The sequence below is a fragment of the Bradyrhizobium brasilense genome (genome assembly GCF_029714345.1).
Lineage (GTDB): Bacteria > Pseudomonadota > Alphaproteobacteria > Rhizobiales > Xanthobacteraceae > Bradyrhizobium > Bradyrhizobium australafricanum.
Map to the genome: position 1 here is coordinate 7,552,756 of NZ_CP121669.1, position 13,700 is coordinate 7,566,455.

At 58.1% G+C, this 13,700-nt stretch carries 9 protein-coding genes and 1 pseudogene; 4 read left to right on the plus strand and 6 right to left on the minus strand.

The window, feature by feature from the left end; all coding sequences use genetic code 11:
- Window positions 1-550: 550 nt before the first annotated feature.
- From QA635_RS34855 to QA635_RS34880, 6 genes and pseudogenes are all read right to left on the minus strand, one after another.
- Window positions 551-1,813: a serine hydrolase domain-containing protein gene (locus tag QA635_RS34855; protein ID WP_283064240.1), complete on the minus strand. Its 1,263-nt coding sequence runs from the start codon at window positions 1,811-1,813 to the stop codon at window positions 551-553.
- Between the two features lie 114 nt (window positions 1,814-1,927).
- Window positions 1,928-2,614, minus strand: coding sequence for a molybdate ABC transporter permease subunit (locus QA635_RS34860; protein ID WP_016846835.1), 687 nt, complete (start codon window positions 2,612-2,614; stop codon window positions 1,928-1,930).
- A gap of 646 nt (window positions 2,615-3,260) precedes the next feature.
- On the minus strand, window positions 3,261-4,241 hold the full coding sequence (locus tag QA635_RS34865) for a PDR/VanB family oxidoreductase (RefSeq protein WP_283064241.1): 981 nt from the start codon (window positions 4,239-4,241) through the stop codon (window positions 3,261-3,263).
- Between the two features lie 11 nt (window positions 4,242-4,252).
- Window positions 4,253-5,005: a GntR family transcriptional regulator gene (locus QA635_RS34870; RefSeq protein WP_168855173.1), complete on the minus strand. Its 753-nt coding sequence runs from the start codon at window positions 5,003-5,005 to the stop codon at window positions 4,253-4,255.
- A gap of 3 nt (window positions 5,006-5,008) precedes the next feature.
- Window positions 5,009-6,058, minus strand: a complete 1,050-nt coding sequence (locus tag QA635_RS34875; protein ID WP_283064242.1) for an aromatic ring-hydroxylating dioxygenase subunit alpha — start codon at window positions 6,056-6,058, stop codon at window positions 5,009-5,011.
- A gap of 238 nt (window positions 6,059-6,296) precedes the next feature.
- Window positions 6,297-6,580 (minus strand): annotated as a pseudogene (locus tag QA635_RS34880) (helix-turn-helix transcriptional regulator).
- Between the two features lie 933 nt (window positions 6,581-7,513).
- On the opposite strand from QA635_RS34880, the gene QA635_RS34885 reads away from it, so the two are divergent.
- The 4 genes from QA635_RS34885 to QA635_RS34900 all read left to right on the plus strand — a co-directional run bounded on the left by QA635_RS34885 (window position 7,514) and on the right by QA635_RS34900 (window position 13,442).
- Complete coding sequence (locus QA635_RS34885) at window positions 7,514-8,830, plus strand: dicarboxylate/amino acid:cation symporter (RefSeq protein WP_283064243.1); 1,317 nt, start codon at window positions 7,514-7,516, stop codon at window positions 8,828-8,830.
- Window positions 8,831-9,614: 784 nt separating this feature from the next.
- Window positions 9,615-12,287 carry a PAS domain S-box protein gene (locus tag QA635_RS34890; protein ID WP_283064244.1) on the plus strand — a complete coding sequence of 891 codons (2,673 nt, stop codon included), beginning with the start codon at window positions 9,615-9,617 and terminating at the stop codon, window positions 12,285-12,287.
- Window positions 12,284-12,961 carry a response regulator transcription factor gene (locus QA635_RS34895; protein WP_018269894.1) on the plus strand — a complete coding sequence of 226 codons (678 nt, stop codon included), beginning with the start codon at window positions 12,284-12,286 and terminating at the stop codon, window positions 12,959-12,961. Before QA635_RS34890 ends, QA635_RS34895 begins: the two co-directional genes overlap by 4 nt.
- Before the next feature lie 46 nt (window positions 12,962-13,007).
- On the plus strand, window positions 13,008-13,442 hold the full coding sequence (locus tag QA635_RS34900; protein WP_283064245.1) for a response regulator transcription factor: 435 nt from the start codon (window positions 13,008-13,010) through the stop codon (window positions 13,440-13,442).
- The last annotated feature ends 258 nt before the right edge of the window (window positions 13,443-13,700 follow it).

A 13,700-nucleotide genomic window follows, 5' to 3' on the forward strand; every position in this document is an offset into this window, starting at 1 on the left:
CCGCAGTTCACGCGGCACCGCACTGCTCACCGATTTCAATGGGACTTGTTCGCCATTCTCAGATGCAATGGAGGCCGCGATCGTCGCAACTGCGCAACGACACCAAAGTGGCAGTCACCAACAACCCGAACCGGCGACCAAGAACGGCGCGATAGCGAGCCCTCCGCGCCGCAGTACACCGCCTTCACCTTTCAGGGCGGATCGATCCAATCTGCCTTGGGTCAATGACGCGCGGTACCAAGCCCGCCGGGATTGCGGGCGCAAGGCTGGGCGCGTTTGAGAGCTTTCATCCAGAAACGTTCATCGTTCATCGCGCGAGCCAAGCGCTAGCGAGGCGATGGCTTGGCGCATCACGAAACCACACCTTTCTCCGGTGAGCTTCGCAGCGATGGCAGAGGCGATCTCGCCGTTTCCATGTACTGGGTCCGATTCGCGCGACGCGGATAGCAGACGACGGTGTGGTATTTTTAGTTTGACGTCGATCCGCAGCAGCAAACATCACTTGCTGATCATCCAATCTGTTCGTCGCGCTTTGCCGGCGGCAAGCGAGCTAGCGAACTATGCCGGCATAAACGATATTCTGGACTTGCTCGCGGTAGTACTTGCGGATCTCTCCGGGCGCAGCCGTTCCAACCACCACGACCAGGCGCTCCTTTGGATCACAGAAAAATTGTGTTCCGTAAGCGCCGGTCCAGGTGAACTCACCTGGATTGCCTGGAACGGCCGAGAGACCCTCGCTTATGCGTACAGCCACTCCGAGCCCGAACCCAAAGCCGGCACGGTGCGGCTCCACATTAGCGACCTTGTTTTTGATCTCTGGCCCAAGGTGGTTGGAGATCATGTGATGCACCGTCCTGGGACCGAGAATGCGCTGGCCATCGAGTTCCCCACCGTTTAGCAGCATTTGCCCAAAGCGAACATAATCACCAACTGTCGCGAATGCACAGGCTCCCCCGCAGTCAAACTTCGTCGGACTTTCGAGGAGCTCGATGCCCTGTGGCTTTCCCGTCAGTGGTTCGTCTTTAAATGGACGCGCGAGCCGCTCGCGTTGCGATCCCGACAAATGGAAAGTGGCATCCAGCATTCCGATCGGCTTCCACAGGTTGCTAGAAAGATACTCGCCTAGTGGCTGCTCGCTAACCTGTTCCACGACAGCGCCAAGCACGTCGGTCGAGAAGCCGTATTCGAATTCCGTTCCCGGTTGGTGCGCCAACGGCAGCTTGGTAATGCCTTCGATGAAAGCCTTCTTATCGCCCTTGACCGGTGGCGCTGCGAAATCCGGATAGAGACGCGCCACTTGGTCTGAGCTGTCCGGCGGCGCGCCATAGGTGAGACCTGATGTGTGGCGATAAAGGTCGTGGACGTAGATCGGGGAACTCTGCGCTTCGAATTTTAACGAACCGTCAGGCTGCGGTACTCCCACTTTCATGTTTGCAAATTCGGGATAGTAATCCGTAAGTCTGGCCCGCAGAGGCAGGCGACCTTGTTCCATGAGGGTAAGCCCAGCAACCGCCACCATCGGTTTGGTCATAGACGCGAGCGCGAACATCGCATCGAGCCTCATCGAGGTTCCTTTTTCAGGATCGAGTTGCCCGTACGCCTTGTAGTGAATGAGCTTGCCGTCTCTGGCGATTGCAACCACTGCGCCCGGCACGCGCTTGGCTGCGATCTCGCCAGCAAAGAACTCGTCCAGTTTGGCAAGGCGCTGCTTGGAAACTCCGACGTCATCGGCCCTCGCCTCGGGCAAAGGCGCGGAGTGTGCTGAATTGAAGCTGATACCAGCGGCCGCCGCGGCTGCAACGAGCTTATTCATTGTGTCCTCGTCAAGAATGGACGGATCTGACTTGCAATACTGCTGCTCGGTTATGACCGGCCAGCTTGGCCAGTACGCCGAAGATGCTTCGATCCGGCTTAGTGCGCCTGCCCCTCACGTGCCTCTCCTGGCACATCGTTTGTCGATGAGGGTCAAAGTGAACATGACCGCAAAGGCGAACATTACCATACCGCCGGCAACCCAACCTGCCTCGCGCCAGCGCGATGCTTGGACGTAGTCAATGACATAAGCTGACAACACTTTGGTGCGCCCGGGAATGTTGCCTCCGATCATCATCACGACACCGAATGTGCCGATCGTATGAGCAAAGCCAACCAAACCAGCCTTGAGGAACTCCAGCCGTGCCAGCGGCAGGCCGACGGTAATGAAGGCGAACAACGCAGAAACGCGCTGACTCGCCACAACTTCCTGCGGGTGGTTACCCATCGCAACAAAGGCGCTACGGATAGGCTGCACCACCAAAGGGAGCGCCGAGAGGACCGATCCGACCACGATTCCCGCAAAGGTAAAGGCGAGCGTGTGCTCGCCCCAGAAAGAGGCGAGAAGCCCCCCTGGTCCGTTCGGGCCGAGCAGGACGAGTACGCAGAAACCGAGCGCCGTGGGTGGCAGCACAAGCGGCAGCGCGACCATTGTCGCCACCGCCTCGCTCAAAACCGTTTTTGACCGTGCCAACCACCACGCGAGCGGCGCGCCAATCACCAGCAGGATCATTGTCGTCACGCTGGCGAGCTCGACCGTGAGCGCAACGGATTGCCAGATTTCTGGCGAAAGGGCATCCATGTGCGTCAGCCCACCGGCGAGAGCACGTCGCCATACCGGCGCAGCGATCGCGTCGTTTCTGCGAGCAAATGCAGAATCGCAAGGCTCATCGGAAACTCCTGTGACAGGGCAGCTTCGACCGGCCTGACGGCGGCCGCTTCTCAGCTCGCCATCCAGCAATCCCCGTGCCGCTTGCGAAATGTGGTGGGCTCTGTGTCCAGCGTGAGAAAAACGCGCATAACTGCCAGAGATACTGCGGGGTGAACCTAACGCGCTGTCAAGTTTCCGGCATCTTTGTTCTCAAGCAGACAGCGACGGCAGAATGAGACGGCAGAGCGGCCGCCCGAGATGCGCATCCGCAATGTCTCGATGCAAATCCTGACGTGGATGCTGCTTCGACATGTTGGTTGTTTGTTGGTGTCGCTCAAGGGCCGGCGTGTATAAGCGCAGAACTCCCGTCACAGCCCCATTGCGAGAATGGACGAGACCGGCTCTCGGAGTTCATTCCGTCCTCAACTTTCGCCTTGTCGAGGAGAAAGACGGGCCGCGGACCGCCATCCGGCAATCATGCGCCACTGTTCTGTGAACGTAACAAACCATAAGCATACGTTAGTTGCCGAGTTCTGAGGCAACGATCTGCTACCTAAAACAAGGAGTCGCAGTGAACCTATAGCGCGTCCGGTCGGTGCAGTATATCGACGGTGATCGTGCCGCGGGCGCGAGAAACACATGCACAGATCTTTTCGTTCGCGTGCTTTTGCTCCTCGCTGAAGAAAACGTCGCGGTGGTCAAGCTCACCGTCGATTTTGACGAGATCGATGGCGCAGACGCCGCACTCGCCGCGCCGGCAATCCGAAATCACCTCGTAACCGGCCCCATTGAGCACGTCCAGCAACGAGCGATCGCGCGGAATCTCGATCTCAATGGCCTGACCTGCAAGGCGCACCCGAAACCCCTCGGTCGGCAGTGAGCCGCTCGAACCGAAGGTCTCGTAACGTAGGTCGGATAGTGCGCGTCCTGCACCAGTCCAGGCCCGGCGCGCGGCATCGAGCATCCGGATCGGACCGCACAAGAGGGTCAAGGCGTCGCGCGGCAGCGAAGCGAACAAGTCATCCAAATTGAGCCTGCGCCCTTCGTTGCCCGCATGGACAATAAGCCGCTTGTTCAGCAGGGGAGCGAGAACATCCAAATAGATGGCTTGCTCACGAGAAGTAACGGCATAATGCAGAGTGAAGTCGGCATCGCGGCGCGCCAACGCCAAAGCTGCCCCGATCAGTGGCGTAATGCCGATGCCGCCCGCGATTAGGCAGTAGTGCCGGCGCGCCCAGTCAATCGGCAGCAAAGAGGCCGGCAATGTAATGGTCAGTCGGGCGCCCGGCGCGAGCGACCACATGTACTGCGAGCCGCCGCGGGAGTCCTCCGCGCGCCGCACGGCGATACGATAGCCGGTTCGGTCGGGTTCGCCGACCAAGGAATAGGATCGCGTATCCGGGCGCCCATCGATAGTGACGGCGATATTGATATGGCTGCCGACCGGATAAGCCGCGCCATCAAAGTTTTCTGGTTTGATCAGGAACTCGCGGATCGAAGGTGTCAGATCGCGCGTCGCGACGAGCGTTGCGGGTGTCCAGCTTTCAATGAACCGCATGGAGATTTCCTTTAATCGCCTGCCATCCTGATGAGCGCCAGTCCTGGCAGCAGGTCAGAATGCGTCTTGTTCCTGAGCACCAGGCGCAGATTGCGCGCCGCCACTCGGGCGTGCTCGCGCATGATTGCCTCGGCCCGTGCGCCTTCGCGATTTTCGATTGCATCGATCACGACGCGATGTTGATCTTGTGCAATCAAGAGTGTGTGGCGCGCATCCGGCAGTGTCGATTGAGTCATCACAAAGCCGCTGGGCGAGGCGAATGGGAGCGCCGACGCGCGATCGACCTGCCGGATCAAGGGAGGACTGCGCGACAATTCGGTCAATAGCGCGTGAAAACGCGCATTGAGCGCGACGTAGGAGGAAAATGCCTCGACGGAGATTGGATCCTGCCGCACCAAGCCGTCGATCTCGTCAAGACATCCTTTTAGAGGCTCAAGATCGCGCGACGAAACACCGCGCTCGGCGGCAAAGCGCGCGGCCAGCCCCTCCACCGTACCACGCAGTTCGATCGAATCCAGGACATCTCGCTCGGAGAATGCCTTCACCATGAAACCACCAGAAGGGATCGCTTCCAGAAGTCCTTCCTCCTCCAGCCGAACCAATGCCATTCGCACCGGGGTGCGCGATGCGCCGGTCGTCTCCACAGCCTGCAACTCGGAGATCCGCTCGCCTGGCCGCAAGTCACCCGAAAGGATCAGGTCGCGCAAGCTGAGCTGGGCGCGTACTGTTTGCGAGACTGAACGATCGCTGTCGCGCTCGACCATGCTCTACTCCGCGGCCTGCTGACCTTGCGACGGATTCTCGGCCTCGATCATGCGATCTATCAAGCGGCGAGCCCACATCGCGCCCGCATCAATGTTGAGATTATAGAAGACCCGGTCTGGATTTTCGTCGATTGCGCGCTGCTGCGCCTCGAGAATGACCTCGTCCTCGCGGAAGATGCCAGAAACGCCTTGACGGAGTTCGGTGGTCAGGCGCTGCTCGTTCAGGCGATAATTGCGCACGAAGGCCCAGAAATAATGGCAGCTCATTTCCGTTTCGGGCGTAATGGTGTTGAGGACAATACCATTGACGCCGGCCGATCGGTTGCCTTCCGGCGCGCCTGTTCCGGCGGGCGCCACTCCGACGTCGATATTGATGGTGCACGGCGCCTCGAAACGAATGATTTGCCAGCGGTCCACCGGACCAGGTTTTTGCAATTGCTTGGCCCAGAACGGCGGGGCGCTAATCCCCTTCATCCAGCGCGTTACGGTAGCGGTCTTCTCACCATGGGTGACGTCAAACGGCGCTTCCGCAATGGCGTTATTGCCGATGCTGGCACCGTGCACAAACGTTTCATGCGTCAGGTCCATGAGGTTGTCGACAACCAGACGATAATCGCATTTCAGGTGAATGGTGTCACCGTCACCGGCCCAAGCGGAATCATCGTTCCAGTGCATATCCGGCACCAAGCGCGGGTCGGCCAGCGCCGGATCACCCATCCACAGCCAGACGAAGCGATCGCGCTCGACCACAGGATAGGCACGCACACAGGCGGAGGGGTTGATCGTCTCTTGCGAGGGCATGAAGGTGCAGCGGCCCTGCGCGTTGAATTTCAGCCCATGATAGCCGCAGACAACGCTGTCGCCCTCAAGACGCCCTTTTGAGAGCGGCACCAACCGATGCCAACAGGCGTCCTCCAGTGCCGCCACCTCCCCGTTGGCGCGCCGATACATCACAACGTGCTTGCCGCAGATCGTGCGCGGCAACAGCGCCTGCTTCACCTCTGCATCCCAAGCGGCCGCGTACCAGACATTCGTCGGAAAGCAATGGCTCATGTGCCGATTCCTCGCTTAGGGACACCGACTGTATACATAAATTTGAAAGGGGCCGAAAAAGTGACGAATATGCGGGCTTACAATGGAATTTCTGTATACAATAATAGTCCCAAGCTGCTCGGTCGGGCTCCGCTTCGGTGAAGATTTTTTGCGGCGCACCAAAACTGCTAGCGGATGAATCCAAGCTCGCCATCGTGCACACCCGCTGCATCTCGTCCCTGCACTGTCGCAGCCTCGGCTATCGGCGAGATTCCTGGCCTGCGAAGGGACGCCGGATTGGGGCTTCTTGGCCGGCAGCACAGTTCCCTTGCCGGGATCAGACGTCGACGTCTTGGTGCCGAGATCGGCCCATGCTCTCAAATCGTCCAGTGCGTAGATGACGCGGCCGCCGATCTTTCGATACGCTGGCCCCGTGCCATACGTGCGGTGCTTCTCGAGCGTGCGGCCGGATAGGCTAAGATAACGCGCAGCCTCCGGCGTACGCAGGAACCGGGTGGATAGATCTGACATCAAATAGGGCATTTGAGGGCTCCAGGTGAGAGGCCGGCCGCGAACGGCGGCACTATCGCGCCATCATCATGGAGAAGCGCGCTCTCTGGAGGGATACCGAATATCGATGAAGCGACTTTCGGCACCCCAAGTTGAAAGCGTATTCGTGGCGGCAAAGCTCACTCCTATCTAGCGCCCGTCCATTACCGTCCAGCCTACGACCTTGGACAATCATGGACATGGCAAGCCGATCGGGCGACCTTCACAAGGCGGATGATGCGCAGAAATTCTGCCGAACCATCGGTCTTACCGGACCATACTGGAGCACATTCACCGCCATCCGATTGTCGTAACTCGATTCGAGCTCGCCCGTATATCTGCAGCAAGAATAAGTTGGTCTCGTGCTGCCTGGCAAAGAGTTCAGAGCAGAATGATCGAGTCGAGAACCCCATCGTAACGCTATCGGCTCGGCGAGCGCCGATGCCGATACGACCTCACATCGACCGGCCCGCTAGATGTCGCACGCTTCCATCGCCTGGATGCCTACGATCCAAACAATCAATTTTACCAATGTAACGTGCTGTTGCATCAAGTCGCGCACTTGAAGAGTACTGATCACTCTAGGATTTCTATGCCAAGAGGTGCCTCGGGACACTTGCTAGCAAAATGCGGCATGACGCTGAGCAACGCCTTCGCGATCGACCTCACAAATGCCGTTCGAAGATTCAAAGACCCGTCAGAAGACAGGTGCTTATCCGATGGCGACTCGATCGACTGCAGGTTGGCTCTGGTGCGGATCTTGCTTGACGAAAAAAGATAACGTAACTGAACGCCTGCCTTTGGAATGACGCGCCGGCTCCCGGAATCGTCTTCAATTGGACACGGCTAAAATGACAGCCTCGTATGATGCCGTCGCCTCTAACGACGCAGCGGCTCGCATTCGAGTGTATTCGGGAAGGAAGCGTCATGACCACCATGGCAACTGCGGCGCCCGCGCGCGCGTCGCAGACTTGGTATAAAATTCTCTACGTTCAGGTGTTGATCGCGATCGTGATTGGCGCCATCGTCGGCTGGCTATGGCCGTCGGTCGCGACCAACGACTGGGTCAAGGCGCTTGGTGACGGCTTCATCAAGCTGATCAAGATGGTGATCGCACCGATCATCTTCTGCACCGTCGCATCCGGGATCGCACATATCCAGGATGCAAAGAAAGTCGGGCGCGTCGGCGTTAAAGCGCTGGTCTATTTCGAGATCGTATCGAGCTTTGCCTTGGTGTTGGGCCTTGTCATGGGCAATCTGGTCCAAATTGGCCATGGTCTTGCGGTCAAACCGGACGCTGCGGCGGTCGCCAACTACGTCAAGCAGGCGGAAGCCTCGAAGACCGTCGATTTTTTTCTCAATATCATTCCCGATACTGTGGTCGGCGCCCTCGCCCGCGGCGATGTTCTGCAAGTGCTCCTGTTCGCGATCCTGTTTGGCTTTTCGCTGATGGCGCTGGGGGAGCGTGGAGAACGACTGCGCGGCATGATTGACGACGTCGCGCACGCAGTGTTCGGCGTGATCGCCATCATCATGAAAGCCGCCCCGATCGGCGCGTTCGGCGCGATGGCCTTCACAATCGGCAAGTTCGGGCCGGCTGCGCTCGGTAATCTGATCGGACTGATCGTACTCTTCTATGCGACGGCCGCGATATTTGTGGTCGTCGTGCTCGGCCTGATCGCGCGGATCGTCGGCTTTTCGATCTTCAAGTTCATTATCTATATCAAGGACGAGCTTCTGATCGTGCTTGGCACCTCGTCGTCGGAAAGCGCGCTGCCGCAATTGATGGAGAAGCTCGAGCGGCTGGGCTGCTCAAAGCCCGTGGTCGGCCTCGTGGTGCCAACCGGCTACTCCTTCAACCTTGACGGCACCAACATTTATATGACGCTTGCGACATTGTTCATTGCCCAGGCACTCGGGGTCGATCTGACCTTTGGCCAGCAGCTCACGATCTTGCTCGTGGCAATGCTGACCTCGAAGGGAGCAAGCGGCGTCACCGGCGCAGGCTTCATTACACTCGCCGCGACATTGTCGGTGGTCAACCCGGCATTGGTGCCGGGCATGGCGATCGTATTTTCGATCGACAAGTTCATGAGCGAGGTGCGAGCCCTTACCAACATCACTGGCAATGGCATCGCCGCTGTGTTCGTGTCCTGGTGGGAGGGCGAGCTCGACGACGCGACGCTACATGCCCGGCTCGAGCAGCCCACCGCCGGTGCCGATACACAAAGCTCAAGGATATAGGCTCCAGGTCCTGTCCGTGATTTCAAGGCACGCTCGAACTGAGCGTAGCCAACTCCGAATTTTTCGCAGTTCAAATCGGCACAGCCAAATGAACTGCGAGCCGGATCCTCTCGCGGAATCTGCGGCTCGTACCACGACTCGGTGTCGCGCCCCAACGCGATCCGGATGACGGCGCAAGGTCGGCCGGGGCAGACAATGAGATTGCGACTGAACCTTGGCGGCCTGACGGGCAAAGGTACTGGATCTATCCATGAAACGGCTTGGTGCGTGGCCAGCGAACTGGCCTCGTCCATCGATGCTGCGGCAGTGATGACTCGTGAACCAGATCGGCACCTTCACCAGGTCGGGATAGATCGCATAGAGCAAACGTCACGGTGCTCTACTGCTTGTCGGCGCTCTTTAGAGATTCAACGACGGGCCTCTCATTGTTCAGCGTCACGTCCTGGCAGACCTGCGGCTCACAGCTCCCCGCCGCTGGACGTGCCTTGGCTGCATACTGTTGTGCTCGGCCGCGGCCTCCACGGCCGCGCGCGCCTGCCAAAAGGCTATTGCAGTGAAGGAAAACAGACATCTGAGCCTCGATTGTACGCACGTCGGCGCGCCATTTGGAAAGGTTTAGAACAACTATACCTACGTTTGTAATGCGCCTTTCTTCGGCACGTGCTGAGCTCAGCTGTAAGCAATTTACCCGGAACCGCTCTTGAGCGTGGAGCGGAAAGGATTGCCCCATTTTTGCCTAAAATGTTATAACTCTCCCGCCGGAGAAAGGCCGGACGGTCCAAGAATGTATAACCAGATCAATAACTTCAAACGTTCCGCCACGCAGTTTACTTTCGGCAGCATAACGCTGGCGGTGGTGACGCTAGCTTCCTTGTACCTTCAAACACATTTCGCTGCCACGGCGTTCGGCTATTTGCTGGTAATATTGCTGTTTTCATTGATCGGCAGCTTTGTCGCTTCATCCGCGCTTTCGGTCTTAGCTATCGCTGCTTTGGCGTACTACTTCGCACCGCCGGCGTTCAGTCTGCGGATCGATGACCCTCAAGTTCTTCTGGTGGTTGTCGCATTCTTTACCGTCTCGATTGTCGGAACGCACCTGATTGGAAAAATCCGCCAGGAAAGAGAGGCTGCGCATGAGACTGCCGCCGAACTCCGGCGCAGCACGGCCGATTTGAAGGACCGTGAAAAGCGGTGGCGCGCAATCTTTGAGCACAATCCGGCGATGTACGTCATGGTCGACGAAGCCGGTACCATCCTCAACGTCAATACGTTCGGCGCGACACACCTCGGCTATGGGCGCTCCGAACTCATCGGTCAATCCGTTCTGAGGCTCTTTCTGGAGGAGGATCGCGAGTTCGCTCGCACATGCATTCGCAGATGCCTTGAAGATATCGGTCAATCGCAAACCTGGGATGCCCAAAAAGTCAGAAAAGACGGCGCGGTCCTATGGGTGCGAGAAAATGCCAAAGCCATGCTTTGGGCCGATGACAAGTCGGTTGTCCTGATATCCTGCGAAGATATCACCGAAAAACGACAGACGGAGCTTGCCTTACAGCGCAGCGAAGCCCATTTGGCTCAAGCGCAGGAGTTGAGCCACACAGGCAGCTTCGGCTGGAACTTCGTCACTGGCGAGGTTTTTTGGTCAAAAGAGCTTTTTCGAATTTTCCAGTTGGATCCGAAGACGATACCGAGCCCGCAACTCGTCGTCGAACGCACGCACCCGGAAGATCGAGCTTCCGTCCAACAGACGATCGATCGAGCGATGCAAGACCCACAGGAGTTCGAGCATGAATACCGGTTGCTGCTACCGGACGGCTCGGTGAAGCACATCCGCGCGCAGGCGCGAGCCACGACAACTGCCTCTGGCGAAATCGAGTTTGTCGGGGCAGCGACGGACATCACAGTTACAAAGCAAGTAGAGCAGCAGCTACGCCGCAGCGAGGCCTATCTGGCCGAAGCCCAGCATCTCAGTCATACCGGCAGTTGGTCATGGGACGTCCACGGACTCGATTTTGTGTATCGCTCCGCCGAAGTGAATCGCCTCTTCGGCTTCGACCCGCATGAGACCGTGTCCATAGAGACTATTCGTTCGCGGATCCATCCGGACGACCTGCCGCGGCTTCAGGAAGTGCAGCGACTTGCGAGAGACGGCAAGCAAGACCGCTTCGAATATGATTTTCGAATTTTGCTCCCGGATGGCTCGATGAGGCACATACATTCTGTGGCCCATGTCGTGGTTGGCTCCGACGGCAATATCGCCGAGCTCATCGGGACACATATGGATGTCACTGAGCAATACGCAGCCAGAGAACGCCTGGAAAGCACACTTGCTGCGCTGCGCGAAAGCGAGCAGCGCTTTCGCGACTACGCTGAAACGGCTTCCGACTGGCTCTGGGAGACCGGGCCAGACCATAAAGTCACTCACTTATCGGAACATACCAGCGCTGCGGGAATCCTGGCCACAGGCCTCCTGGGCCTGCCGCGTTGGGACATTGCTTGCGACTTGGAAGACGAACCTGAGAAATGGCGGCAACATCGTGCAAGGCTAGAGGCACATCTGCCATTTCGTGATTTGGTCTATCGCACCGTCAACCGGATGGGATGTCCGATCTACGTCCGGACGAGCGGTAAACCATTTTTTGACGTAAGCGGCAATTTTCTTGGCTACCGTGGCGTCAGCACCGACATCACCGCTATTATCCGCGCAGATCAGGCCGAACAAGAGCTGCGGAAGGCTCAGGCGGAGCTCGCGCATGTGACGCGCGTGACGACGTTAGGAGAGCTGACCACCTCCATCGCCCACGAAATCAACCAGCCACTCGCCGCGATTATCAGCAACGCCGACGCGTGCCTCGGTTGGATGGGCCGCAAAACCCCTGATCTTTCCGCCGCGCGCTCATCCGTTGAATGGATAATCGAAGACGCAATCCGGGCAAGCGAGGTCATCCGTCGCGTTCGCGCCCTTGCGAAAAAGGGCGAGATCGAAATGCTGCCGCTCGACATCAATGACGTCGTCAAGGACGTCATTGCGCTGGTGAATCGTGAGCTGGTTAGCCACCAAGTGACACTGAAAACAGAGCTGACGGCAGCGCTGCCCGCCGTCCTCGGAGACCGGATTCAGCTGCAGCAGGTGATTATCAATCTGGTGATGAACGGGATCGAAGCTATGGACGCAGTTACGGACCGGACGCGCGAACTGTTGATCCAGTCATCTAAGGACGATATGGAACACGTGCGGCTTGCGGTGACTGATAGTGGCGTCGGCATCGCGGAGAATGACGTCGATCGGGTGTTAGACCCCTTCTTCACGACAAAATCGAGCGGCCTTGGCATGGGCCTTTCGATCTGCCGCTCGATTGTGGAAGCTCACGGAGGGCGTCTTTCTATCGTCCACAGGCAGGGGCCCGGAGCGAGCTTTCGGTTTGACCTGCCGTTGCACAAGGAGGTGGTGTCGTGAACGAACGCTCAAACTCCCAGCGCGAAGGCAGCAGAGCAGAGGCATCGGCAAATGCGATTGTCTTCATTGTCGAAGATGACGTCTCGATGCGTCGGTCGCTTACAAACCTTTTTCAATCCGTCGGCCTGGACGTCGTTGCATTCGGATCGGCCCGAGAAATGCTGCAGAGCAAACTTCCGGACGTCGTTAGCTGCCTGGTTCTTGATGTCCGGCTGCCTGGCTTGAGCGGCCTTGAGTTCCAGACTGAGCTAGCCAAGTCGAACATTCATATTCCCATCATCTTCATTACAGGCCATGGCGACATTCCCATGAGCGTCAGGGCCATGAAGGGTGGAGCGGTCGATTTTCTCACAAAACCGTTTCGCGATCAGGAACTGCTGGACGCTGTGATCGCGGCGACTGAACGTGATCGCAAGAGACGGGCAGCCGAGCAAACCGTCGTGAACCTTAAGTCCCTATTTGAGACCCTCAGCCCGCGCGAGCAGGCGGTTATGAAACTAGTCGCTACCGGCTTGATGAACAAGCAGATAGCTGCCGAGCTGGGGCTCGCCGAGATTACGGTCAAGATCTATCGGGGACACGTGATGAAAAAGATGCGGGCCCGGTCGCTGGCGGATTTGATCAGGATGACTGAGACGCTGGGACTCCGTGCTAACCGTCCCGAACAAACCTAAGTATGATTTTACAATTTAACCGCGCAAGCCCACTTTTCGCCCAGGGATGGCTAATGCCTCGGCAGTCGCTAGTCCCGCGCCAGGAGGGCCTGTCTTGTCCACGCCTTTGATTTCTGTCGTTGATGACGACGCATCGGTCCGTGCGGCGACAGAGAACCTTTTGAAATCGCGTGGCTACGTCGTTCAAACGTTTGTGTCGGCCGAGGAGTTCTTGAGGTCACCGCGGTTGAACGAAACCTCTTGTGTAATTACGGATGTGCAGATGCCGGTTATGAGCGGCTTGGACTTGCTCGCGGAAATGCGGACCCGTGGCTACGGTGTGCCATTCATTTTCATTACTGCCTTCCCCAATGACCGCGTGCGCGCCTCTGCCCTGAGCGCGGGAGCGGCTGGCTTCTTGGCCAAGCCCTTCGCCGGACATACGCTGATCGAGTACCTCGATGCCGCACTGGAGGAGAACGGCGGCGGCGGAAACACTTGAAGCGATCAACCGGCCGCCAATCTTATGTCTGATCTGAGCGCTTCGCGCGAGACACGATCCCGATCAACTTCTTGGAAGCTAAGCCCGCTGCCCTGTCGTTAAATTCCATGAAGTCGGGTTGGCGCTTTCCAATAAGGTTCCTTGGACCCGTCACGTCGCCAATGACGAAGCCCACAGCGTCAGCGTATCTTCAACCGACGTGCCACCAATCATCAGATCCCGAATCATGGTCGCCATGGATTCAGTGTTCTCAGGAAG

Bases quoted from the DNA above. Each gene is read 5' to 3' on its own strand.
- QA635_RS34885 (WP_283064243.1), top strand. From the start codon at position 7,514: ATGACCACCATGGCAACTGCGGCGCCCGCGCGCGCGTCGCAGACTTGG.
- QA635_RS34875 (WP_283064242.1), bottom strand. From the start codon at position 6,058: ATGAGCCATTGCTTTCCGACGAATGTCTGGTACGCGGCCGCTTGGGAT.
- QA635_RS34890 (WP_283064244.1), top strand. From the start codon at position 9,615: ATGTATAACCAGATCAATAACTTCAAACGTTCCGCCACGCAGTTTACT.
- QA635_RS34865 (WP_283064241.1), bottom strand. From the start codon at position 4,241: ATGCGGTTCATTGAAAGCTGGACACCCGCAACGCTCGTCGCGACGCGC.
- QA635_RS34855 (WP_283064240.1), bottom strand. From the start codon at position 1,813: ATGAATAAGCTCGTTGCAGCCGCGGCGGCCGCTGGTATCAGCTTCAAT.
- QA635_RS34870 (WP_168855173.1), bottom strand. From the start codon at position 5,005: ATGGTCGAGCGCGACAGCGATCGTTCAGTCTCGCAAACAGTACGCGCC.
- QA635_RS34900 (WP_283064245.1), top strand. From the start codon at position 13,008: ATGGCTAATGCCTCGGCAGTCGCTAGTCCCGCGCCAGGAGGGCCTGTC.
- QA635_RS34860 (WP_016846835.1), bottom strand. From the start codon at position 2,614: ATGGATGCCCTTTCGCCAGAAATCTGGCAATCCGTTGCGCTCACGGTC.